The sequence below is a fragment of the Brevundimonas sp. SGAir0440 genome (assembly GCF_005484585.1).
Classification (GTDB): Bacteria; Pseudomonadota; Alphaproteobacteria; order Caulobacterales; family Caulobacteraceae; genus Brevundimonas.
Genome location: NZ_CP039435.1, coordinates 2,893,102 through 2,915,378 on the forward strand (window position 1 = coordinate 2,893,102; position 22,277 = coordinate 2,915,378).

A 22,277-nucleotide genomic window follows, 5' to 3' on the forward strand; every position below is an offset into this window, starting at 1 on the left:
GGATTGGGAATGCGATCTCAACGGCGGTCCACGCATCTTCCGTCATTCATCCCGGCTCCGCCGAAGCGGACCCATGGAAGGCGGCGCTTATGGCCAGCGAGGGCGCCGGAGTCAAGCACGGCGGGCTGTTAAGCACGATGGAATGGAACGATCCCGTCGCCCCGCCCTTCCCTTGACGCAACTGAGCCACGCAAGAGGACAAGGAGGAGTGGAATGCAGACCGAACCCAACAGCTTTCAGACCGGCCTGTCCGACGAGGCCATGCAGACGCTGAAGACGCACCTGGTCGATCTGGTCGAGCCGTTGAGCGACCACCAACTGCTCGATCTCGCCGACGGCATCCATGAGATGCTGCGCCAGCGCCGCATGGTTCGCCAGCACCATGCCGAGCGCATGAACGCGCGCACCCGGCACGGCGTGGACCTTCGCATCTAGTCCTTCGCAGACTGCGCTTCTGAGATGAACATGGCGCGGCCCTCTCGGGTCGCCACCTTGCCCAGGCCGGGGAACGGGAAGTGATAGGCATAGATGTGGGCGCCGGAGTTGCGCAGCGCCGTCACCTCGTCCAGCCGCGCCTTCAGGCCCGCCGCCTGATCGTCGTCATAGCCGACCTTCCAGTCCGGATGTTCGACCGACAGAATCCAGTGGTGCATCAGGTCGCCGGTGTAGAGCAGCTGGTTCTGGCCGTCGGCGATCAGATAGGCGACGTGCCCCGGCGTATGGCCAGCCGTGTCCTGAGACTGGACTCCCGGCGCGACCTCGCCGCCCGGCTCGAAAGCCTGGACCTTGGGCGTGATGATCCGCACAAGATCGGCAAGCTCAGGATTAGCGCGGATGGATGCCCATTCCGCGTGTGACATCCGGATCGCCGCATTGGGGAAGGCCAGGCCGCCATTGCGGATCAGGCCGCCGACATGGTCCGGGTGGCCGTGCGAGATCAGCACATCGGTGATCGACGCCGGATCGACGCCCGCCTTTTGCAGGCTGTCCATCAACTGGCCCTTGCCCTCGCCCAGGCCCGTGTCGAACAGCATCGTGCGGGCGCCGTTCCTGACCAGAAGCGGATGGATTTCCAGCATGATCGGATCGGCCGGCTGTCCGGCGGCGGTAAGCGGGGCTGCGACCGCCTGCGGCGTCAGGCCGACGCCGAAAGTCTGGTTGTCGTTCTTGACCGGGTTTTCGCCATCGAACAGGGCGATGGCGTCCAGCGCACCGATCTTGAAGCGATAGACGGGCTTCTCGGCCGGGGCCGCGACGGTCTGGGTGGGGTTGGGCGGCGCGGGTTCGCCGGACTTCTGCGCATTCTCTTGAGGGTTACAGGCCGCCAGTATCAGGGCCGCGAAAGCAGCCCCCGTCATCATCATCCGCATCGCTCGATCTCCGTTTGCGATGACGCAATCGAAAACGCCCGCCGGAGGTTCCGGCGGGCGTCGTCATCTCTCGATCTCTGGGCTGGACCGGCCTTATTTGGCGGCCGCGTAGAGTTCGTTGACCTTGTTCCAGTTCACCACCGTCCAGAACGACTTCAGATAGTCGGCGCGGCGGTTCTGGTATTTCAGATAGTAGGCGTGCTCCCACACGTCGGCGCCCAGGATGACCTCGCCGCGCTCGTCCACGACGTCCATCAGAGGATTGTCCTGGTTCGGGGTCGAGGTGATCTTCAGCTTGCCGTTCTGCACGATCAGCCAGGCCCAGCCAGAACCGAACTGCGCAGCGCCGGCGGCGTTGAAGTCTTCCTTGAACTTGTCCATGCCGCCCAGATCGGCGTCGATGGCGGCCTTAAGCTCGGCCGACGGCTCACCCGCCTGATCGGCCGGGGCCAGCAGTTCCCAGAACAGGCTGTGGTTCCAGTGACCGCCGCCGTTGTTGCGCACGGCCTTGGGCGCGGTGGAGATGCTGGTGAAGATTTCCTCCAGCGACTTGCCCTGCAAGCTCTCATCGGCGTCGACGGCCTTGTTCAGGTTGTCGACATAGGTCTGGTGGTGCTTGTCGTGGTGGAAGGTCATCGTCTCCTTGTCGATGGCCGGCTCCAGCGCGTCATAGGCGTAGGGCAGCGGGGGCAGGGTGAAGGCCATGGGAGGTTCCTCTCGCGACAAGTTTCCGATGCGCCTCATCTAGGCGCCCGTTCATGAAACCCAAGCGACAGCGCCTGGATTTGTTCCGACTTATCGACCCGTAACGGTCAAGCTGGCAAGTTCGCCTTTAGGCAATCGCGAACGGCGCGCTTCACATCACCCGGCGCATTGGGTTCATCCACGCCCTCGGCCGCGAAGACGGCGCGCACGGCGGCGTCCAGCCCCTTGGGCAAGGCCTCGATCACCCGCTTCTGCCCCTTGGCGTGCAGGCAATAGCCCACCTCGCGGCAAAGGGCGGAAAACATCGGTTCGTAGGGATCGGAAGCGCTCATGCCGGCCCTGTAGCATCAGGGGAGCAGACGCGACAGCCAGTGCATCAGGTTCAGGACGAACTGCTGATCGTCATGACCAGTCGTATTCAGCCCCATGCGGACAGGCTCGCGATCCGGCTGGTCGGGAAAACGCACGACCTGGGCCGTGAGCATCCCCGCCTCTCCCAGCACGACCACCCGCCCTGTACCAAGGCGCAAAGCCAGACCTTGGGCGGGTAAGGCGGGCCGCGACAACTCGGCAAGGACGACGGCTGGATCTTGGCCGGCCCGAAGCCGAGTTCGGATCGCTTGCAAGGCTTCGAGATCGGGAGCCTCTCGCGCATCTGCGCTCATTGCCAGCAATACGGTTGCGTCTGCCGGCCCCGACAGCGACTGCCCGGTGAAGCTCTTGACAACCCTCAGGCGCTCGCTTTGGTCGCGGCCCTCGATGATCGGATGATCCGCAAGCGCCGGGCGCGGAAAGACCAGATTGGCCGTAACGTCGTCGCCCGCGGGCTGGAAGGCGTAACCCGTGCCCATCGCCACCCCGAACTTGGCAGCCAGAGCTTCGGCGGCGGAACCATGGGGCGCGTGATCTGCGGCCAGAAGCAACGCCCCGCCCTGCTCCACCCATCGGCGGATCGCCTCGATCTCGGCGTCGTCGAAAGCCGAGGCGCGCGAGCCGTCCACCGGTCGCGCCGGATTGGCGATAACCAACACCGCCACGCCATTAAGCGCGCCGGGCGCATCGAGACGCCCCCGGCTGGCTTCGATCCGATATCCATCGGCCCGCAACAGCGCGGCGAAGGCGGCATAACGACCTTCGATCGTCTGCTCGCTGCCGTGGCCCTGATCGACAAGCGCGACAGGTCCATTCGTCGCATAGGCCTGCGAGGCCAGCTTTGGTCGCCAATCCAGATCGCCGACCTGCTCTTGCGCCAAGGCTGGCCCTGCCAGAAGCAGGACTGCGACAGCGATCCAAGCCCGGCGTCCCATCTGGCGCCTAGACCTTCAAGCGTTCGGCATGGAAGGCGATGTGGTCGGCGATGAAGCTGGCCATGAAGAAGTAGGAGTGGTCGTAGCCGGGCTGCATCCGCAAGGTGAGCTTCTGGCCGGCGGCGTCGGCGGCGGCTTGGAGCAACTCGGGCTTCAGCTGGTCGGTCAGGAAGTTGTCGGCGTCCCCCTGGTCGATCAGGATGTCGTCATAGACGCCGCGCGCTGCGCCGGCGGCGATCCGCTTGGCGGCGTCATGGCGGTCCCAGACGTCGCGGTCCTCACCCAGATAGGCGGTGAAGACCTTTTCACCCCAGGCGCACCGGGTGGGCGAGCAGATCGGCGCGAAGGCGGAGACCGAACGGAACAGGTCGGGATGGTTCAGCGCCAAGGTCAGGGCGCCATGGCCGCCCATCGAATGGCCGCTGATCGAGCGGACGCCCGTGGTCGCAAACTCGACGTCGATCAGGGCGATCAGTTCCTCGGTGACATAGGTCTCCATGCGGAAATGCGGCGCCCAGGGCGCCTGCGTCGCATCCAGATAGAAGCCCGCGCCCTGGCCCAGGTCATAGGCCGGATCGTCGGCGACATCGTCTCCGCGCGGGCTGGTGTCAGGTGCCACGACGATGACGCCGTGTTCGGCGGCGGCCTGATAGGCTCCCGCCTTGGTGGTGAAGTTGTCCTCGGTGCAGGTCAGGCCCGACAGCCAGATCAGCACGGGAAAAGGCCCCTCGCCCGCCGGCGTGAAGACCGACAGCGTCATCGGCGTGCCGGTCGCCGTGCTGTCGTGCTTCAGATAGCGCAGGGTTCCGCCGTGGACGGCGTGGGTCTTGGTGGTCTGCAAGGTCATGCTAGATTTCCGGCGAGCTTAGAAGACGAACGTCCATGTCCCTGACCGCGTGCAGCTTGCGAGCAAGCTTGGCATCGGCGGTGACGAGAGGCAGACCTCGCCGCCGCGCCATCACGGCATACAGGCAGTCGGTCATCGAATGATTGAGATCACAAGCAAGATCGAAGGCTTCAGAGATCAGCTCTCGATGATCGGCCAAATCAACGACTTGCGGGATGACGGACAGGTTTTCCGTCGCGGACGAAGCCTCCAGTTCGCCACGAACCACGTAGCGGCGAAAGACATTGGCCGCTTCGATCAACATCAGATCCGGAGCAACGGCAGAGCCATGGATTTTACGGGCCTCGATCGCGGCGTCAGCCAGTGGATCGTCGATGAACCATTTGACGACGACGCTGGCGTCGAAAACCGCACTCACCGATCGCGATCTTCGCGGATAAGGGCCGTCGAATCGAGAGACGAGCCTCGCGTCTGCTCGCGAGATCGTCGAGACGCGGCTTCAAAGCGAGCCTCGACATCCATCGCCTCACGCACGGCCATGTCCCTGAACTTCTGCTCGAGAGAAATGTTCTGAGCCTTCGCCATCACCTTGAGGCGGGCGACGACGCCATCATCCAGATCGCGGACAAGAACCTGAGCCATGCGTCATGATAGCACAACGCTAGCATGACCACAACGCTTCACCCCACCCGGTGCATGGCGCAGATCTTGTTGCCGGACGGATCGCGCAGATAGGCCAGGATCATGGGGCCGAAGGGGCCCTTGCGTTCGCCGGGCGGGTCCTCGATGGCGCGACCGCCGGCGGCGACGCCCTCGTCATGGAAGGCCTGGACCATCTCGGCCGTCTTGGCGTGAAAGCCGATGGTGCCGCCGTTGGCGTGGCAGGCCGGCTCGCCGTCGATCGGCGCGCCGATCGCAAAGGCGCCCATGCGGGTGCGCCACCAGTAGCGGCCCTTGGGGTCCGGCCCCTGGCCCGGCTCGACGCCAAGGGCGCCGAGCGCGGCGTCATAGAACCGGCGCGACGCCTCGATGTCGTTGGCGCCGACGGTGACGTGGGTGAACATGATCAGACCTCCCTCTTTCGGTCCGTTTCCTTAAACAACGAACCGAGCGACGCGCAAGGCGTCAGAACACCACGACCGAACGGATGCTCTTGCCCTCGTGCATCAGATCGAAGGCCTTGTTGATGTCGTCCAGGGCGAAGGTGTGGGTGATCATCGGATCGATCTCGATCTTGCCGTCCATATACCAGTCGACGATCTTGGGCGTGTCGGTGCGGCCGCGCGCGCCGCCGAAGGCCGAACCGCGCCAGACGCGGCCGGTCACCAGCTGGAACGGGCGGGTGGCGATCTCCTTGCCGGATTCGGCGACGCCGATGACGACGCTCTCGCCCCAGCCCCGGTGGCAGGCCTCAAGCGCCTGGCGCATGACGACGGTGTTGCCGGTGCAGTCGAAGGTGTAGTCCGCGCCGCCATCGGTCAGCTGGACCAGATGGGCCACGACATCGGAAACCTCCTTCGGATTGACGAAATGGGTCATGCCGAAGCGACGGCCCCATTCTTCCTTGTCGCCATTGATGTCCACGCCGACGATCATGTCCGCGCCGACCATCTTCAGCCCCTGGATGACGTTCAGGCCGATGCCGCCCAGGCCGAAGACGACGCAGTTAGCGCCCGGCTCGACCTTGGCCGTGTTGACCACGGCGCCGACGCCGGTGGTCACGCCGCAGCCGACGTAGCAGGCCTTGTCGAAGGGCGCGTCCTTGCGGATCTTGGCCACCGCGATCTCGGGCAGGACGGTGTAGTTCGAGAAGGTCGAGCAGCCCATATAGTGGGCGATGGCCTGACCCTTGTAGCTGAAGCGGCTGGTGCCGTCGGGCATGACGCCCTTGCCCTGGGTGCCGCGAATGGCGGTGCACAGGTTGGTCTTGCGCGACAGGCACGACTTACACTGGCGGCATTCCGGCGTGTATAGCGGAATGACGTGATCGCCGACCGCGACCGAGGTCACGCCCGGCCCCACCTCGACCACCACGCCCGCGCCCTCGTGCCCCAGGATCGATGGGAAGACGCCCTCGGAGTCCAGCCCGTCCAGCGTATAGGCGTCGGTGTGGCAGATGCCGGTGGCCTTGATCTCGATCAGCACCTCGCCGGCGCGCGGCCCCTCCAGATCGACCTCGACGATCTCCAACGGACGTTTGGCCTCGAAGGCGACGGCGGCGCGGGTTTTCATGGCGGGGGCTCCTTGGTTTGACGCCTGTGTGTCACGAGCGGCGCGGCAAGCGCTAGTCCGTGCTGGAATGCATGACGATTTTTCGCATCCGTCCGCAGACTGGGCGCCATCGAGACACACGACAGACTTGCATCACCCACTCGCGCCAATAGTCTGGGCCGGCAACGAAGAGACACCGATTATGCTGGCCTGGTTCCTTGCAGCCGCCCTGAGCTTGACCGATCTATCACCTGCCGTCGAAGCGGCGCTTCGTCCCCTGACGGAGGCGATTGCGAGCGCGCGAGCCAAACAGGCGGCGTTGCCCGACAATCCTACGCCGCGCGAACAGTTGGAGTTGGCGCTGGCCCTGGATCAGGAACCGCTCAAGGCGATGCACAGCGTTGATCTCTCCACCCTTTCGGAGGCGGATCGACGGACCGCGCGTGCTGCGGCCGAAGCGCGGCTCGACGCCCTCAGTGAAGAGACCGTCGCCACCGTCCTGTCACTCGTTCCGGCGGAAGGTTGGTTCTCCAACGCCGTCTATGGCCAGGATGCGGCGACTGGGGCCTTTCTGGTCATCCAACATGCCGACACCGCATTACAGAAGCGCTTCCTGCCCGCCCTGGAAGCGATGGCTGACCATGGCGAGGCGCTGAAGTGGCAGTACGCGATGATGTACGACCGCATCGCCGTGGCCGAAAACCGTCCGCAAAGGTATGGCACCCAGATGCAACGCGTCGCCGGTCGAATGGTCCCCGCCCCTACGGAAGACCCGGAACGGCTGGAACAACGCCGCGCGCCAATGGGGTTCCGCTGGACCAACTATAACGCTTATCTGGCGAACTTCGGCGCTTGCTGAACGCCGAATAGAGCTGGCACACAGTCAGATCATGAACCTCGTCGTCCTGACCGGGGCCGGCATATCGGCCGAGAGCGGCGTGCCCACGTTTCGGGCGTCGGACGGGCTGTGGTGCGGGCATCGGGTGGAGGATGTGGCGACGCCCGAGGGCTATGCGGCCGATCCGGCGCTGGTGCAGGACTTCTATAATCAGCGACGGCGGCAGTTGGCCGAGGTCCAGCCGAATGCGGCGCACCGGGCGCTGGCGGCGTTGGCGGCGCGGTGGCGTGGCGACTTTCTGCTGGTGACGCAGAACGTGGACGATCTGCACGACAGGGCGCTTGAAGAGACGCCGCCGGCCGCCGGGTTCGCGCTGATCCATATGCACGGCGAACTGCTGAAAGGCCGCTGCACCCGGTCCGGCGTCGTGATGGACTGGGCCGGGGACATGGCGGCGGACGAAGCCTCGCCGCATCATCCCGACGGCGTCATGCGGCCGCACATCGTCTGGTTCGGGGAGATGCCGCTTCAGATGGAGCGGATCGAGCGGGCGCTGGAGGCCTGCGACCTGTTCGTGTCCATCGGCACGTCCGGCGCGGTCTATCCGGCGGCGGGGTTCGTGCAGGCGGCGCGGTATGCCGGGGCGCGGACGGTCGAGATCAACCTGGAGCCGACGTCGGGGGCGCGCCTGTTCGACGAAGGCGTTTACGGGCCGGCGACGCAGGCCGTGCCGGCCTTCTTCGACACGCTGTAGAGACGAAAACGGCGGCCGCTGCGAAGGCGGCCGCCGTTCCGGCGTTCGAGGTCGAGGCGGCTTAGGCCAGGACGACGATGGTCACGCGGCGGTTCTGCGAACGGCCTTCCGGCGTGTCGTTCGAGGCCACCGGCTGTTCCTGGCCATAGGAGATGGTGGCCATGCGGTTCAGGGCGACGCCCTGACGATTCAGGAAGCGACGCACGGCCTCGGCGCGTTGCTCGCCCAGCTGGTCGTTATGCTCAGGCGTGCCGGTCGAGTCGGTATAGCCCTGGATTTCCAGATAGACGTTCTTGTTCTCGCCCTGCAGACGCTGGGCGAACTGGGCCAGGCGCTGCTCGGCCTCGGGCGACAGGGCCGCCGCGTCGGTGGGGAATTTCACGGAATCGTCCGACAGCACGACCTGATAGAGGAACTTGCCCTCGGCCAGTTTGTGCGCGTCGTTGGCGCGTTGCAGGGCCTGGCCTGCGGTGCCTTCGACGGTGGTCACGCGGTTGTCGACGACTTCGACCTGATCACGCACGAAACGATGGCTGGCGCAGCCGCTGGCCGCAAAGCCGAGGGCGATGAGGGCGCCGCCGACGACCGCCGTCCTGAGTTTCGATCTGCTCAAGTTCTGTCTCCTTCTTGCCGGGAGCGCCACACCCAGTTCATGCGCAAGATGAAAATGGCGTATGAGACAAGGCGGAGTAATGACGCGCTTTGGGCGGCATCGTGTCAGCTTGACCATAAGCCAATCGAATACTCGCGTTATTCTTGCAGAAGGACGGAACCATCGCCTCAGTGAAGGCGTTGCGCCGCCGACGGCCGATGTCGGAAGGCGGACACGCTCATCTATCGCCGCTCTGCGCCGTCGCACGGTTGTATTCACGCCGACGCCACTTTCCTGACGCGACCGAATGTTTTCAACGGGGCCTGTCGGTTTTTTACAGGCGTTTTGTCCCGATGACCATGCGGCGGCGTGTTCAACTCCCATCACGGATCGGCGATTGAGCGCGGCGCGCACACGGCGCTGGGCGCTGGCGGCGACGCCGATCCTGGCCGCGCATCTGGGACTGGCGCTGCTGATGCGCGGCGGTGCGGAGCCGATCGTCGAGGCGCCGCAGACGCCGCCGATGATGGTCGAACTGGTCGAGCCGCCCCCGCCGCCGCCGCCGCCCGCGCGCGTGATTGCGCCTGATCCCTCGCCCAAGCCCGATGCGCCGGCCGCCGCCGCCCAGGCGGCCGCGCCGCCCAAACCCGCACCCCAGCGGCGACCGCCGGCCGTGGCGGCGGCGCGACCGCGACTGGTTGTCACCAAACGCCCGCCCGACGTCGAACCCCTGCCCGCCGCGCCCGCCCCGCCGGGTCCGCCCCTGCCCCTGCTGGGCGCAGCCCAGATCGCCGGCGCCATGACTGTGGGCGCAGGCCCGGGCGGCGGCGGCGGAACCGGCGTGGGCGGATCGAGCGGATCGGGCGGGACCGGCGCCGGTTCAGGCTCCGGCGGAGGGTCTTGCGACATGGTGCGCTGGGTCCAGGACGCCGTGCGCGATGACCAGGCCGTGCGCCGCGCCGTCATCGCCGCATCCCAGGACATGGACGCGAACGGCCGCGCCATCCTGGTCTGGAACGGCGACTGGCTGCAAAGCCGTAACCAGGCCGGCAAGGGTCTGGCGGGCGTGCGCCAGGCCATCGCCCTGGAAGTCGCCTTCGCCCCGGCCGAGTGCAAGCGCCAGCGCATGACGGGCCTGGCGGTCCTGAAGCTGGAAGACCGCCCCGGCGGCGCGCAACTGGCCTTGGGCAAGGGCAGCTGGCGCTGGTCGGACCTGCTAGGCGCGGGCTGATACCCCAAACGTCCATTCAGACGGTCGCCTGCAAAAACACCGTCTACTTCGTCTAATTCGTCTGATTTCTCCCTCCCAGACCGTGCGATGCGTTTCGTGCGGACGAACCGAGACAGGATCGCACGGCTTAAAAGCGTGGGCAGGAAGATGACGCCGGCGGGCGATAGAAGATTGAAAATATTGGACTGACCTCAAGCGAATAGGATGGCCGGCCTCTTGGCGATCGTGCGGCGAGCGGAGCGAAACTGGAGGATCACGAAAGAAAGACGCGCGCGCGGTTGCGCTCCCCTCGCCGGACACGCACCTAGCCTGCCATGCCCGTCTCTCCCGACTATCGCCCCGAACCGCGCTTCTTCGATTTGGGCGCGGACTATGCCGATGCGGTTCAGGCCGCGGATTTTCCGCAGACGATACTGCGGTTTCGCAACGACCGCGCGGCGGCCGAGGTCGGGCTGGAGGGGCTGAGCGAGGCGAAATGGATCGCCGCGTTCGGGCGGTTCGAGCCCCTGCCGGGGCAGCCCGGTCCGATCGCCATGCGTTATCACGGGCACCAGTTCCGGCACTACAATCCCGATCTGGGCGACGGGCGCGGGTTTCTGGCGGCGCAGATGCGCGCTCAAGCAACGAGCGACCGCGTCGCGAGTGATAGCGCTCAAGGCCGGCTGCTCGACTTGGGCACCAAAGGCTCTGGCCAGACGCCCTGGTCGCGGGGCGGCGATGGGCGGCTGACGTTGAAGGGCGGGGTGCGCGAGGTTCTGGCGGCGACGATGCTGGAGGCGCAAGGCGTCCCGACCAGTCGCGCCTTTTCGCTGATCGAGACCGGCGAAGCGCTGGAGCGTGGGGACGAGCCGTCGCCGACGCGGTCGGCCGTTCTGGTGCGGCTGTCGCACAGCCATGTGCGGTTCGGGACGTTCCAGCGCGCGGCCTATCTGGGGCGCAAGGACCAGATCGAAGCGCTGATCGAACATGTGCGCAGCCTGTATCATCCGGGCGTCGCCGCCGGCGATGCGCCCGCCCTGCTGACCGCCATCGTCGAGTCCTCGGCGAAACTGACGGCGCGGTGGATCGCGGCGGGCTTCGTGCACGGGGTTCTGAACACCGACAATCTGAACGTCACCGGCGAGAGCTTCGACTACGGCCCCTGGCGGTTCCTGCCCGAATACGACCCGGCCTTCACCGCCGCCTATTTCGACCAGACGGGCCTGTACGCCTTCGCGCGTCAGCCCGAGGCCGTGTTCTGGAACCTGACGCAGTTGGCCGGGTGCCTGAAACTTGTCGCCGAGGTCGAACCGTTGGCGGATGCGCTGAACGGCTTCGGTCCCGCCTATATCCGTGAACTGCGCGCCGCCTTCCTGATGCGACTGGGCGTCCACAGCCTGGGCGAGGCGGCGGATCAGCGGCTGGTCGATACGACGCTGGCCCTGTTGCGTGAGGGCCGCGCGGCGCTGCGGTGGGAGCCGCTGTTCTTCGACTGGTTCGGCGGCTTCGCCTCCTCGGCCCGCGCCTTGTCGGGACCGCGCGCGAAACTGTACCAGGGCGAGGCCTTCGACGCCTTCCGCTTTGCTTTGATGGAACACGAACCCGACCGGATCGAGCGTCTGGAGCATCCGATGTTCGCCGCGCGCGAGCCGGAAGAGATGCTGATCGACGAGGTCGAGGCGATCTGGGCCGCCGTCGCCGACGCCGACGACTGGGCGCCCTTCCAGGCCAAGCTGGATCGGCTGGAGGCGGCGCGTCTGGCCTGGGGCTTTACGGCCTGACGCCGAACCTTACGAAAGCTTCATCTCGTTTATCGATAATGGTATTGCCCGTTTATCGATAAATGCATATCGATAGTCACCAAGGCGGTCGCGGAGGGCGACCCGAAGGGAAGGGCTTTCGAGATGAAACTGATCGGCAAATATTCAATCGCAAGCGCCCTGCGCTGGTGCTTAGGGTTCGCAAACGTCTTCGTCATGCTGGCGACGATCGTCATGGCGATCTGTTTGCTGGGCAGCGTCATATCGCCGGACTTCGCAGCAGGCTTCATCGACGGAATGAAGGATCTGGACAACAGCACAGCCCGCGATCTGCACTGGCCGGAGCGTCTGACGCTGTTGGGCGCCTTCATGGCCTGCGGCTTCACCTGGTGGATCATCAACCGGCTGCGGCGCATCCTGCTGTCGGTCAATCAGGGCGACGCCTTCGAGTTCGCCAACGTCAAACGGCTGCAAGGCGTGGGCCTGGGCCTGATCGGCATTCAGCTGACGGCGCTGCTGCTGGTCTTCGTCGCTCCGCAGAGCATCGGCCAGTCGCCATCCGACTATGACTTCGACCTGGGGTCCTGGCTGGGCATTCTGGTGGTCTTTATCCTGGCCGAGGTGTTCCGGCAGGGGTCGGCCATGCGCGACGAACAGCTAACCACGGTCTGAGGAGCGCGCGCCATGATTATGATCCAACTGGACCGGCTGCTGCTCGAACGCCGGATGTCCCTGACCGAACTGTCCGACCGCGTCGGCGTCACCCTGGCCAATCTGTCGATCCTGAAGACCGGCAAGGCCCGCGCGGTGCGCTTCTCGACCCTGGACGCCCTGTGTCGCGAACTGGATTGCCAACCCGGCGACCTGATCGTCCAGACGCCGGGGCCGCAGCCCGAAGACTGAGTTCGCGCGTCGCAAAGCCTTGTGGGGCATTGGGAATCGGCCCAATGCCCCCGGCCCGTAACAGAAAGTCATCAACTGATGTCATCAGTTGATGTCATCGCATGATGACAACCGACTGAAGCGCCGCTATATAGGCTTCAGCGAACGGCTCTCCGGGGAACGCCCCCAGGACCGGATCGCAGCCGTTCATGACCTTCAGGCGTCCTCCCCGATGACCACCTCGACCTTCACCCCCGCGCCGTCGCGCAACCGCGCCGCCTACGCCAACATCGCCCTCTGGACGCTACAGGGCTGGATCGCGATGTTCTTCATCGCCGCCGGTTACGCCAAGCTGACCGAGCCGATGACCAACCTGATCAATCTGATGGGCTGGCCCGCCGTCGCGCCCGAGAACATGGTGCGCGGCCTGGGCGTGGTCGAGATCGTTCTGGCCATGGGCGTGTTGAGCCCGCTGATCTCGTGGCGGGTGGGTCGCCCCCTGCTACTGACGGCGGCGGTCGGCCTGATCATCATGGAAGCGACCATGATGATGATCCACGCGTTGAGCCAGGACTTCGGCCTGGCGGCGGTCAACGCCGTCCTGCTGGCCATAACGGTTCCGGTGCTGCTGGGCCGCCGCAAGGCCTGATTTGAACGAGATCGAACGCTGGGCCCCTCTCCCCCCTGCAGTCCGGCGTTTGCGCCCGGAGCTTCCCCCCAGGCTCCGGGCTTTTTCATGCCTGATCGTCAGCAAGAGAGAAAAGCTTACCCTTACGTGCGCGTAAGCCTCTTCCCTTTACGCGCACGTCAAGTTATGAAGGCGTATGGCCACCGCCGACGACCACCGCACCTATTCCATTCGCCAGCTGTGCCGCGAGTTCGGCGCCACGGCGCGCGCCCTGCGATTTTATGAGGACAAGGGCCTGCTGACGCCCGCGCGCAAGGGCCAGACCCGCGTCTATGACGCGCGCGACCGCGCCCGGCTGAAACTGATCCTGAGAGGCCGCCGCATCGGCTTCACCCTTCAGGAGATCCAGGACATGATGGATCTCTATGATCAGAAGGATCACAACGTCCACCAGATGGCCGTGGCCCTGGTGCGGCACCGCGCCCAGATCGCGGCGCTGAAACAGCAGCTTGAAGACATCGAAGGCGCCATCGAGACGGCCGAACAGGCCTGCGCCTGGATGGAATCCAAACTGTCCGAACACCGCCCCGACCTGCTGCCAGGCGCCGAAGACTATGAGAAGCTGCTGCGCGCGCGTCTCAACCACGACCACCACCACCCCTTCAAAGCAAGAGCGTAATCCATGGCCTACAAGGCGCCTGTCCGCGACTTCACCTTCATCCTGAATGAAGTGCTGGAGATCGACCGCTACACCAACCAGCCGGGCTTCCAGGACGTCTCTTCGGATCTGGTCAGCCAGATCCTGGAAGAAGGCGCCAAGTTCGCCGACGAGGTCATCGCCCCGATCAACAATCCGGGCGACAAGGAAGGCTGCCATTGGGCCGAGGGCGGCGTGGTGACGGGACCCAAGGGCTGGAAAGAAGCCTACAAGGCGATGTCCGAAGCCGGCTGGATGGCGCTGGCCGCCGACCCGGCCTACGGCGGTCAGGGCATGCCCAGCGTGGTGGCCTCGGCCTTCGGTCAGATGACGGCCGGCGCCTCGGCCGCCTTTTCGATGTATCCGGGCCTGACCGCCGGCGCCTATGCCGGCATCCACGCCAATGCCTCCGAAGAGCTGAAGCAGAAATATCTGCCCAAGATGGCGACCGGCGAATGGTCGGGCACGATGAACCTAACCGAGCCGCAGTGCGGCACGGATCTGGGCATGGTGCGCACCAAGGCCGTGCCGAACGGCGACGGCTCCTATTCGATCACCGGCCAGAAGATCTGGATCTCGGCGGGCGAGCACGACTTCGCCGACAACATCATCCACACGGTGCTGGCCCGCGTCGAAGGCGCGGTTCCGGGCATCAAGGGCCTGTCGCTGTTCGTCGTGCCGAAGTTCCTGGTCAATGAGGACGGCTCGCTGGGCGAGCGCAACAGCCTGGAATGCGCCGGCCTCGAGCACAAGATGGGCATCCACGGCAACGCCACCGCCGTCATGCAGTACGACGGCGCCAAGGGCTGGCTGATCGGCGAAGAAGGCCGCGGCATGAACAATATGTTCGTGGTGATGAACGAGGCCCGCCTCGGCACCGGCCTGCAAGGCCTGGCCATCGGCACTGCCGCCTATCAGGCCGCCGTCGAGTTCGCCAAGGACCGCCTGCAAGGCCGCTCGCTGACCGGACCGAAGAACCCGGACGGCCCGGCGGACAGCATCATGGTTCACCCCGACGTGCGCCGCATGCTGCTGGAATCGAAGGCCTTCGTCGAAGGCGGCCAGGCCTTCATCCTCTGGACCGCGCTTCACGCCGACCTGGAGAAGTCCGAGGACGCGGCCGTGGCCCAGAAGGCCAAGGATTACATGGGCCTGCTGACGCCGGTGCTGAAGGCCTATCTGACCGACAAGGGCTTCCATGTCGCGTCGCTGGGCATGCAGGTGCACGGCGGTTCGGGCTACACCGAACACTTCACCGCCTCGCAGTATCTGCGCGACGCCCGCATCACCATGATCTACGAGGGCACCAACGGCATCCAGGCGCTGGATCTGGTCGGCCGCAAACTGCCCGCCAACGGCGGTCGCGCCATCATGACCTGGTTCGGCGAGATCGACGCCTTCGTCGCCGAGAACAGCGGCAATGAAGCGATCAAGCCGTTCGTCGACGGCCTGGCCGACGTAAAGGCCAAGCTGCAGGACGGTACCATGTGGCTGATGCAGAACGGCATGGCCAATCCGGACAACGCCGGCGCCGCTTCGACCGACTATCTGAACGTCTTCGGCCTGACGGCGCTGGCCTATATGTGGGCGCAGATGGCCAAGGTGGCTCAAGCGCAGGTCGAGGCCGGTTCGACCGACCCCTATTACGCCAACAAGCTTCAGACCGGCCGCTACTTCGTCGAGCGCATCCTGCCCGACGCGGAAGCCCATCTGAAGAAGATGAAGACCGGCGCCGACGTGCTGATGGCCATGCCGGCCGAGGCGTTCTGATCTCAGACTGACGACGAAACGGGTCGGCGATCTCGCCGGCCCGTTTTTCTTATCAACCAGACGGGCAAAAGCCCGCAAACCTCAGGGACGAAACCGATGAACGTGCTGGGCAGCCCCGATCCCGATTTCATGCGTGAAGAAGAGATCACCCTCTTTTCCGACAGCGTCGGCAAATGGATCGACGAGCACGCGCCGCTTGAGAAGGTGCAGCAATGGATCGCTGACTCCTCGGTGCCGCGCCAGCTGTGGAATGACGCGGGCGAGGCGGGTCTGCTGGGCCTGTCGCTGCCGGAAGAGGACGGCGGTTTCGGCGGCGACTATCGGCACGAGGTCGTCTTGATGCGTCAGCTGGGCTGGAAGGGCGCGGACCACTTCGGCATTTCGCTGCACAACGCGATCGTCATGCCCTACATCTGGCATTACGGCACCGAGGAACAGAAGCAGCGCTGGCTGCCGCGCCTGCAATCGGGCGAACTGGTCGGCGCTATCGCCATGACCGAACCGGGCGCGGGCTCGGACCTGCAAGGCGTCAAGACCACGGCGGTAAAGTCGGGCAACGGCTATGTCGTCAACGGCTCCAAGACCTTCATCACCAACGGCCAGCTGGCCAACTTCCTGATCGTGGTCGCCAAGACCGATCCGGCCGAGGGCGCCAAGGGCACCTCGCTGATCGTGGTCGAGACCGACGGCGCGGAAGGGTTCGAACGCGGCCGCAACCTGCACAAGATCGGCATGGAGGCCAACGACACCTCCGAACTGTTCTTCAACGACGTGAAGGTCCCCGGCGACAACATCATCGGCGGAACCGAGGGCCAAGGCTTCGTCCAGCTGATGCAGCAGCTGCCCCAGGAGCGGCTGAACATCGCCGTCCAGGGCGTCGCCGCCGCCGAGCGCGGCCTTGAGGCGACGCTGTCCTATGTCAAGGAGCGCAAGGCGTTCGGCAAACGCGTTATCGACTTCCAGAACACCCAGTTCAAACTGGCCGAGGTCAAGACCAAGCTGACCGTCGCCAAGGTCTTCACCGACCACTGCATCGGCCTGCATCTGCAAGGCAAGCTCGACGCCGCCACCGCCTCCATGGCCAAATACTGGGTCACCGACATCCAGGGCGAGACCATCGACGAGATGCTGCAGCTCCACGGCGGATACGGCTACATGAACGAATATCCGATCGCCCAGCTGTACAAGGACGCCCGCGTCCAGCGCATCTACGGCGGCACCAACGAGATCATGAAGCTGCTGATCGCGCGGACGCTCTGACAGCCTAATACTCACCACTTGCGACAATGTACGATACTTCGTACATTGTCGTCATGAACGCGATGTCCGTCACCGATCTCCGCAAGAACCTCGCATCGGCCATCGACCGGGTGACGGCGGATCATGACTACACCATCATCACGCGCGAAGGCGGAAAGCCGGCGGCGGTGCTGATGTCGCTGGAGGATTTCGCCTCGTGGCAGGAGACGGAGTATCTGCTGCGCAGCCCGGCCAACCGCGAAGCGCTGCGAGCCTCGATTGCCGAACTTGAAGCGGGTGGCGGCCAGGTGCGCGAACTGATCGAAGAATGAACGTCCTCTTCACGGCCCGCGCCTGGTCTCAATATACCGAGTGGCAGGATACGGACCGCAAAGCGCTCAAGAAGCTGAACACGCTCATCAAGGAATGCCAACGAACCCCGTTTACAGGCTCCGGCAAGCCCGAGCCATTGAAGGGTGAATTGGCGGGATTTTGGTCGCGACGTATCGATCAGGAGCATCGCCTAGTCTATCGCGCGACCCAGACCGGCTTGGAAATCGTCCAATGCCGCTTTCACTATTGAAGCCATGGTCCGTTTGCATGCTCACGGCGACCTGAAAGCCGCCGCTCCCGTCGCGCCCACGCTGGACCAGTCGCGCTATCTGACCCAGGTCATGCGGCTGAAGGCCGGGGATGATCTGCTGGTGTTCAACGGGCGCGACGGGGAGTGGCGCTGTACGGTCGCGGAGGTGCTGAAGAAGGGCGTGATCCTGCGCGCCGAGGAACGGGTGCGGCCCCAGACCTTCGGCCCCGATCTGGAACTGATCGTGGCGGTGGTGAAGAAGGCGCGGGTCGAGACCATCGTGGAAAAGGCCGCAGAACTGGGCGCGCGCCGGGTGCGGCTGGTCCTGACGAAACGCACCAACGCCGACCGCATCCGCCTGGACCGGCTGGACGCCATCGCCGAGGAAGCCGCCGAACAGACCGGGCGGATGGACGTGCCCGCCGTCGATGATCCGATCAAGCTGGACGCCCTGCTGGACGGCTGGGAGACTGGACGCCGGCTGATGTTCTGCGACGAGACGGGCGGGGCGCCCGCCGTCTCGGCCCTGCGCAACGCAGGCGAAGGCCCCTGGTCCATCCTGATCGGGCCGGAGGGCGGATTCTCGCCGGAAGAGGGCGAGCGGCTGCGGTCCCTGCCCTTCACCACCGCCGTGTCGCTGGGCCCGCGCATCCTGCGCGCCGACACCGCCGCCATCGCCGCCATGACCCTGTGGCAGGCGGCCGTCGGTGATTGGGCGCGATAGAATACTCTGCTCGCCCCCTTGAGGAACTTGGCTTTAGCCGCCATCTAGCCGCGACAGCAGGGGTTACAGATGGCCGAGAACGCGCCGCTTTCCAGAGACGCTCTGATCGAGGCCATGTCCAAGGGGATCAAGCCCAAGGACCAGTGGCGCATCGGGGCCGAGCACGAGAAGTTCGGCTTCGACAAGACCACACTGGCGCGCCCCGCCTATGACGGCCCGAACGGCATCAAGGCCATGCTGGAGGGGCTGCAACGCTTCGGCTGGTCGCCCGTCGAGGAAAACGGCTTTCTGATCGGACTGGAGCGCCGGAACAGCGAAGGCTTCGTCGCCTCCGTCAGCCTGGAGCCCGGCGGTCAGTTCGAGCTGTCGGGCGCGCCGCTTCTGACCATCCACGACATCTGCAACGAGACCGGCCAGCATCTGATGGAGGTCAAGCAGGTCGCCGACCAGATCGGCGTCGGCTTCCTGGGCGCCGGTTTCGACCCGCTGTGGACCCGCGAACAGGTGCCGGTCATGCCCAAGGGCCGCTACGACATCATGCGCGCCTATATGCCCAAGGTCGGGACCCTGGGCCTGGACATGATGCTGCGCACCTGCACCATCCAGGCGAACCTCGACTTCGATTCAGAAGCCGACATGGTGATGAAGTTCCGCACCTCCCTGGCGCTGCAACCCATCGCCACCGCCCTGTTCGCCTGCTCGCCCTTCACCGAGGGCCGTCCCAACGGCTTCCTGTCGGCCCGCGCCAATGTCTGGACCGACACCGATGCCGACCGCACCGGCATGCTGGGCTTCGTGTTCGAGGACGGGTTCGGCTTCGAGCGCTACGCCGACTACGCGCTGGACACGCCGATGTATTTCGCCAAGCGCGACGGCCGTTATATCGACGCCTCGGGCCAGTCGTTCCGCGAATTCCAGGCCGGCAAACTGCCCGCCCTGCCCGGCCAATATCCGACCCTGAAGGACTGGAACGATCACCTGACCACCCTCTTCCCCGAGGTGCGGCTGAAGGCCTATCTGGAAATGCGCGGCGCCGACGGCGGACCGTGGAGCCGGATCTGCGCCCTGCCCGCCCTGTGGGCCGGGGTTCTGTACGACACCCCGTCGCTGGCCGCCGCCTGGGACCTGGTCAAGGACTGGGACATCGCCGACCACGAACGCCTGCGCCGAGATGTGACCCGCCTGGGTCTGAAGGCCGAGGTGGCGGGCCGGTCGGTGCGCGACATCGCCGTCGATCTGGTGAACATCGCCAAACAGGGGCTGAAGAACCGCGCCAAATTCTCGGGCGGGATGGTGGACGAGCGCGGCTATCTGTCGGAACTGGAAGACATCGCCGACAGCGGGATCACGCCGGCTGAGCGCCTGCTGGACCTGTATCACGGCGCCTGGCAGGGCGACGTGAAGCGCATCTACGCCGACTTCGCCTACTAGGGGACGGTGTAGTCCGAGCAGTCAGGCAGCGGGCTGTCCGGTTTGTATTCGCCGGCCTTGGCGTCGAAGGTGAACCGACGGCTGAAGCTGCATTTCGGATCGCGCGCGGCGACCAGGTCGGCGGGCTTTAGCGGCGGCTTCTCCAGCGAATCCTCGGAGCGCGAGGCGCCGCGCGGATAGGCCGTCGCCGTCGTCTCATAGGTCAGGACCGGCATCGCATCCGCTGCGTCGCTCGCGGTCAGGGTCGCAGCGAAACTGTATTCGTCGTGACAGGCGCCGGCGCGCTGAGTCATGTCCTCCTCGCTGAAACAGGCGCGGATCATCAGCGAACCCTGGATCGGCACGGTCAGCACCGGTGCGGCGTCGGCCTCGCCGTCGGCATCCAGCCGATAGAGCCGCAACTCCGTCGCCTGCCCCCCGCCGCCCGAATACAGGCTGTGGCTTTCCATCTCGACCCCGGCCAGGAATCCGCCGTCCGCCAGCCGGAGCAGGCCATTCCAGGGCTTGTAATTCTCGACCTCACCCGACGCTTCGTTCGGCGCGGCCGGCAGGGCGTCAGGCGCTCGGACAACCGGAGTGAAGACCGGCTCGCCGTCACGCGTCTGCGGGTGCAGACCGACGCACAGGGACCCGTCGGCTGTGCAGGCCCGATCCTCAGCCAGGGTCAGGGGTTCGATCCCGTCCCCGGATGGCGGGGATTGGAGCATGGCGATCGCGGCGAGGAGCAAGATCATGCGCCGACCCTAACCCAGACGGCGCACGACGCCATCGGCTCTTTTCGACCCGCCGCAAAGGCGAGCTTAACGGATGCGCCGTAACATGGGTTTGAGTTCGAGAGAGTGCGCAATGACCTGTTCGCCCGTTGCGGCCCTGGCCTTCCCCACAGCCGATGTCGATCTGGACACCTTCTTCGATGTGTCGCTGGATTTGCTGGTGGTGCGCGAGTTGGACGGGCGCGTGGTCAAGGCCAGCGCTTCGTGGTTTACGGTGCTGGGCTATCGTCCCGACGAGATCGAAGGCCAGGGCCTGCTGCGCCTGATTCATCCAGACGACCACGCCGCGACCCGCCAGAGCATCGTCGAGGTCGAAAACCGGCGGCCGGGCGATCCGGTCATCGGCCAGATCAACCGCTATCGCCACAAGGCCGGTCATTACGTCACCGTCGAGTGGCGCGCCCATCGCCAGGGCGACCGCATCTATGGCATCGCGCGCGACGTGACCGAAAAGGTCGCCGCCGAACGCGCCCTGCGCGAGGCCACCGCCGCCGCCGAGGCCGCCAACCGCGCCAAGTCCGATTTCCTGGCCAATATGAGCCATGAGATCCGCACGCCCCTAAATGGCGTGATCGGCATCGTCGACGCCCTGTCGCGCACCGAGCTGACGCCCGAGCAGGCCGAGATGGTGGCCCTGATCGCACGATCCGGTGTGACGCTGGAGCGGCTGGTGTCCGACATTCTGGACGTGTCCAAGATCGAGGCGGGGCATCTGCACCTGGAAAGCCGACCCTTCGATCTGGACGAGGCCGTCGCCGCCCCGCTGGACGTCATGCGCCTGAAGGCCGAGGCCAAGGGACTGACCTTCGACATCCGCCGCGACGCCGATGCGCGCGGCATGTTCGTCGGCGACAGCACCCGCATCCGTCAGGTGCTCGACAATATGCTGTCGAACGCCATCAAATTCACCCACCAGGGCTCGGTCGGCGTTGTCATTGCGGTGGACGAGGATTCCGATGGCCTGACCCAGCTGACGCTGCGGGTCGAGGATACCGGCGTCGGCTTTTCTTCCGAACACGCGGCCCGTCTGTTTGATCGGTTCAGCCAGGCGGACAGCACCATCACGCGCCGGTTCGGCGGCACCGGCCTGGGTCTGTCGATCTGTCGTTCGCTGGTCGAGCTGATGGGCGGGTGGATTTCCGCAGCCTCCACGCCGGGCGTCGGCAGCCGGTTCACCGTCGAGATCCCCCTGACGCGCGCCGCATCCCTGACCGAACACGATGCCCAACGACGCGCGCGTGCGGCCGAGGCCGATCGCCCCCTGGCGCCGCTGCGCGTGCTGCTGGCCGAGGATCACCCGGTCAACCAGCGCGTCGTGCAGTTGATCCTGGCGGCCCACGCCATGCAGGTCGTCACTGTCGCGGATGGCGAACAGGCCCTGGCCGCCTTCCAGTCCGAGACCTTCGACCTGATCCTGATGGACATGCAGATGCCGGGCATGGACGGCCTGACCGCCACCCGCGCCATTCGCCAAGTCGAGGCCGCCCGTCCCGATCAGGCTCGCACGCCGATCATCATGCTCAGCGCCAACGCCATGAGCGAGCACCGTGACCAAGCGCGCGACGCCGGCGCAGACCTGCACGTCCCCAAGCCCATCACCGCCGCCAGGCTGCTGGCCGGCATCCAGGCGGCGACCGCGTCCTGATCCGACGTTGACAAAGTTTGCCAAGCGCCCATTCTTCTTTAGAGGAGGCCGACCATGGCGACGATGAACATCTCCCTGCCCGATCCGATGAAGGCCTGGGTCGAGGAACAGGCGAAGTCCGGGCGCTACGCCAACACCTCGGACGTGGTGCGCGACCTGATCCGCCGCGAGCAGGTCAAGGCCGAGAAGATCGCCAACATGCAGCGCCTGATCGACGAAGGCCGGGCCAGCGGGATCAGCGACCGCACACCTCGACAGGTGATCGACGAATTGCGCGCCGAACTCCGCAAGACCGCCTGATCCGTGGGCTA

28 protein-coding genes are annotated in these 22,277 nt (G+C 65.5%); 17 read left to right on the forward strand and 11 right to left on the reverse strand.

Annotated elements, in window-relative coordinates:
• Nucleotides 1–213: 213 nt before the first annotated feature.
• A complete protein-coding gene (locus E7T10_RS14195; RefSeq protein WP_137722305.1) occupies nt 214–435 on the forward strand; it encodes a hypothetical protein in 222 nt (73 codons plus the stop codon).
• Here E7T10_RS14195 and E7T10_RS14200 read toward each other — a convergent pair.
• The 9 genes from E7T10_RS14200 to E7T10_RS14240 all read right to left on the reverse strand — a co-directional run bounded on the left by E7T10_RS14200 (nt 432) and on the right by E7T10_RS14240 (nt 6,461).
• Nucleotides 432–1,370, reverse strand: coding sequence for an MBL fold metallo-hydrolase (locus E7T10_RS14200; RefSeq protein ID WP_137722306.1), 939 nt, complete (start codon nt 1,368–1,370; stop codon nt 432–434). The genes E7T10_RS14195 and E7T10_RS14200 overlap by 4 nt on opposite strands.
• A gap of 93 nt (nt 1,371–1,463) precedes the next feature.
• Nucleotides 1,464–2,075, reverse strand: a complete 612-nt coding sequence (locus E7T10_RS14205; protein WP_137722307.1) for a superoxide dismutase — start codon at nt 2,073–2,075, stop codon at nt 1,464–1,466.
• A gap of 107 nt (nt 2,076–2,182) precedes the next feature.
• The gene (locus E7T10_RS14210; protein ID WP_039244260.1) at nt 2,183–2,407 is read right to left on the reverse strand and encodes a hypothetical protein; all 225 of its coding nucleotides are present in this window, start codon (nt 2,405–2,407) and stop codon (nt 2,183–2,185) included.
• Nucleotides 2,408–2,422: 15 nt separating this feature from the next.
• Nucleotides 2,423–3,382, reverse strand: a complete 960-nt coding sequence (locus tag E7T10_RS14215) for a DUF4350 domain-containing protein (protein ID WP_137722308.1) — start codon at nt 3,380–3,382, stop codon at nt 2,423–2,425.
• A 7-nt stretch (nt 3,383–3,389) separates the two neighbouring features.
• Nucleotides 3,390–4,229, reverse strand: coding sequence for an S-formylglutathione hydrolase (gene fghA, locus E7T10_RS14220; RefSeq protein ID WP_210416117.1), 840 nt, complete (start codon nt 4,227–4,229; stop codon nt 3,390–3,392).
• A 1-nt stretch (nt 4,230) separates the two neighbouring features.
• The gene (locus tag E7T10_RS14225; RefSeq protein WP_168189956.1) at nt 4,231–4,647 is read right to left on the reverse strand and encodes a type II toxin-antitoxin system VapC family toxin; all 417 of its coding nucleotides are present in this window, start codon (nt 4,645–4,647) and stop codon (nt 4,231–4,233) included.
• Complete coding sequence (locus tag E7T10_RS14230; protein WP_112863594.1) at nt 4,644–4,871, reverse strand: hypothetical protein; 228 nt, start codon at nt 4,869–4,871, stop codon at nt 4,644–4,646. Before E7T10_RS14230 ends, E7T10_RS14225 begins: the two co-directional genes overlap by 4 nt.
• Nucleotides 4,872–4,909: 38 nt before the next feature.
• On the reverse strand, nt 4,910–5,293 hold the full coding sequence (locus E7T10_RS14235; RefSeq protein ID WP_137722310.1) for a VOC family protein: 384 nt from the start codon (nt 5,291–5,293) through the stop codon (nt 4,910–4,912).
• A gap of 61 nt (nt 5,294–5,354) precedes the next feature.
• The gene (locus E7T10_RS14240) at nt 5,355–6,461 is read right to left on the reverse strand and encodes an S-(hydroxymethyl)glutathione dehydrogenase/class III alcohol dehydrogenase (RefSeq protein WP_055752893.1); all 1,107 of its coding nucleotides are present in this window, start codon (nt 6,459–6,461) and stop codon (nt 5,355–5,357) included.
• A 67-nt stretch (nt 6,462–6,528) separates the two neighbouring features.
• Between E7T10_RS14240 and E7T10_RS14245 the strand changes: the two genes are divergently transcribed.
• Together E7T10_RS14245 and E7T10_RS14250 are read left to right on the forward strand one after the other, a co-directional pair.
• Nucleotides 6,529–7,299, forward strand: a complete 771-nt coding sequence (locus E7T10_RS14245) for a DUF6624 domain-containing protein (protein WP_246846047.1) — start codon at nt 6,529–6,531, stop codon at nt 7,297–7,299.
• A 31-nt stretch (nt 7,300–7,330) separates the two neighbouring features.
• Entirely contained in the window at nt 7,331–8,032 is a 702-nt protein-coding gene (locus E7T10_RS14250; protein ID WP_137722311.1) for an NAD-dependent deacylase, read from the forward strand.
• A gap of 61 nt (nt 8,033–8,093) precedes the next feature.
• Here the strand turns inward: E7T10_RS14250 and E7T10_RS14255 are convergent, their stop codons facing one another.
• Complete coding sequence (locus E7T10_RS14255; RefSeq protein WP_039244254.1) at nt 8,094–8,645, reverse strand: OmpA family protein; 552 nt, start codon at nt 8,643–8,645, stop codon at nt 8,094–8,096.
• 376 nt (nt 8,646–9,021) lie between these two features.
• On the opposite strand from E7T10_RS14255, the gene E7T10_RS14260 reads away from it, so the two are divergent.
• The 12 genes from E7T10_RS14260 (at nt 9,022) to E7T10_RS14315 (ending at nt 19,548) form a co-directional block, all read left to right on the forward strand.
• Nucleotides 9,022–9,855, forward strand: a complete 834-nt coding sequence (locus E7T10_RS14260) for a hypothetical protein (RefSeq protein ID WP_137722312.1) — start codon at nt 9,022–9,024, stop codon at nt 9,853–9,855.
• Nucleotides 9,856–10,169: 314 nt separating this feature from the next.
• Nucleotides 10,170–11,615, forward strand: coding sequence for a protein adenylyltransferase SelO family protein (locus E7T10_RS14265; RefSeq protein ID WP_137722313.1), 1,446 nt, complete (start codon nt 10,170–10,172; stop codon nt 11,613–11,615).
• Nucleotides 11,616–11,738: 123 nt separating this feature from the next.
• Nucleotides 11,739–12,266, forward strand: a complete 528-nt coding sequence (locus E7T10_RS14270) for a DUF2975 domain-containing protein (protein ID WP_137722314.1) — start codon at nt 11,739–11,741, stop codon at nt 12,264–12,266.
• A 12-nt stretch (nt 12,267–12,278) separates the two neighbouring features.
• Nucleotides 12,279–12,497 carry a helix-turn-helix transcriptional regulator gene (locus tag E7T10_RS14275; RefSeq protein WP_039244779.1) on the forward strand — a complete coding sequence of 73 codons (219 nt, stop codon included), beginning with the start codon at nt 12,279–12,281 and terminating at the stop codon, nt 12,495–12,497.
• A gap of 211 nt (nt 12,498–12,708) precedes the next feature.
• Nucleotides 12,709–13,125, forward strand: a complete 417-nt coding sequence (locus tag E7T10_RS14280) for a DoxX family protein (protein WP_137722315.1) — start codon at nt 12,709–12,711, stop codon at nt 13,123–13,125.
• 175 nt (nt 13,126–13,300) lie between these two features.
• A complete protein-coding gene (locus tag E7T10_RS14285; protein WP_039244783.1) occupies nt 13,301–13,783 on the forward strand; it encodes a MerR family DNA-binding transcriptional regulator in 483 nt (160 codons plus the stop codon).
• 3 nt (nt 13,784–13,786) lie between these two features.
• Nucleotides 13,787–15,571: an acyl-CoA dehydrogenase C-terminal domain-containing protein gene (locus tag E7T10_RS14290; protein ID WP_045809789.1), complete on the forward strand. Its 1,785-nt coding sequence runs from the start codon at nt 13,787–13,789 to the stop codon at nt 15,569–15,571.
• Between the two features lie 96 nt (nt 15,572–15,667).
• Entirely contained in the window at nt 15,668–16,831 is a 1,164-nt protein-coding gene (locus E7T10_RS14295) for an acyl-CoA dehydrogenase family protein (protein WP_137722316.1), read from the forward strand.
• A 53-nt stretch (nt 16,832–16,884) separates the two neighbouring features.
• Nucleotides 16,885–17,142: a type II toxin-antitoxin system Phd/YefM family antitoxin gene (locus tag E7T10_RS14300; RefSeq protein ID WP_066626962.1), complete on the forward strand. Its 258-nt coding sequence runs from the start codon at nt 16,885–16,887 to the stop codon at nt 17,140–17,142.
• Entirely contained in the window at nt 17,139–17,393 is a 255-nt protein-coding gene (locus E7T10_RS14305; protein ID WP_066626960.1) for a Txe/YoeB family addiction module toxin, read from the forward strand. The genes E7T10_RS14300 and E7T10_RS14305 overlap by 4 nt, the downstream gene beginning before the upstream one ends.
• 4 nt (nt 17,394–17,397) lie before the next feature.
• Entirely contained in the window at nt 17,398–18,117 is a 720-nt protein-coding gene (locus tag E7T10_RS14310; RefSeq protein WP_137722317.1) for a 16S rRNA (uracil(1498)-N(3))-methyltransferase, read from the forward strand.
• 69 nt (nt 18,118–18,186) lie between these two features.
• Complete coding sequence (locus E7T10_RS14315) at nt 18,187–19,548, forward strand: glutamate--cysteine ligase (protein ID WP_137722318.1); 1,362 nt, start codon at nt 18,187–18,189, stop codon at nt 19,546–19,548.
• Here the strand turns inward: E7T10_RS14315 and E7T10_RS14320 are convergent.
• Nucleotides 19,545–20,282 (reverse strand): hypothetical protein, encoded by a 738-nt coding sequence (locus E7T10_RS14320; protein WP_137722319.1) that lies wholly within the window; start codon nt 20,280–20,282, stop codon nt 19,545–19,547. The two genes, E7T10_RS14315 and E7T10_RS14320, sit on opposite strands and share 4 nt — an antisense overlap.
• Before the next feature lie 112 nt (nt 20,283–20,394).
• Between E7T10_RS14320 and E7T10_RS14325 the strand changes: the two genes are divergently transcribed.
• Both E7T10_RS14325 and E7T10_RS14330 read left to right on the forward strand, forming a co-directional pair.
• Nucleotides 20,395–21,966, forward strand: a complete 1,572-nt coding sequence (locus tag E7T10_RS14325) for an ATP-binding protein (protein ID WP_137722320.1) — start codon at nt 20,395–20,397, stop codon at nt 21,964–21,966.
• Nucleotides 21,967–22,020: 54 nt separating this feature from the next.
• On the forward strand, nt 22,021–22,266 hold the full coding sequence (locus E7T10_RS14330) for a type II toxin-antitoxin system ParD family antitoxin (RefSeq protein WP_137722321.1): 246 nt from the start codon (nt 22,021–22,023) through the stop codon (nt 22,264–22,266).
• Nucleotides 22,267–22,277: the final 11 nt, after the last annotated feature.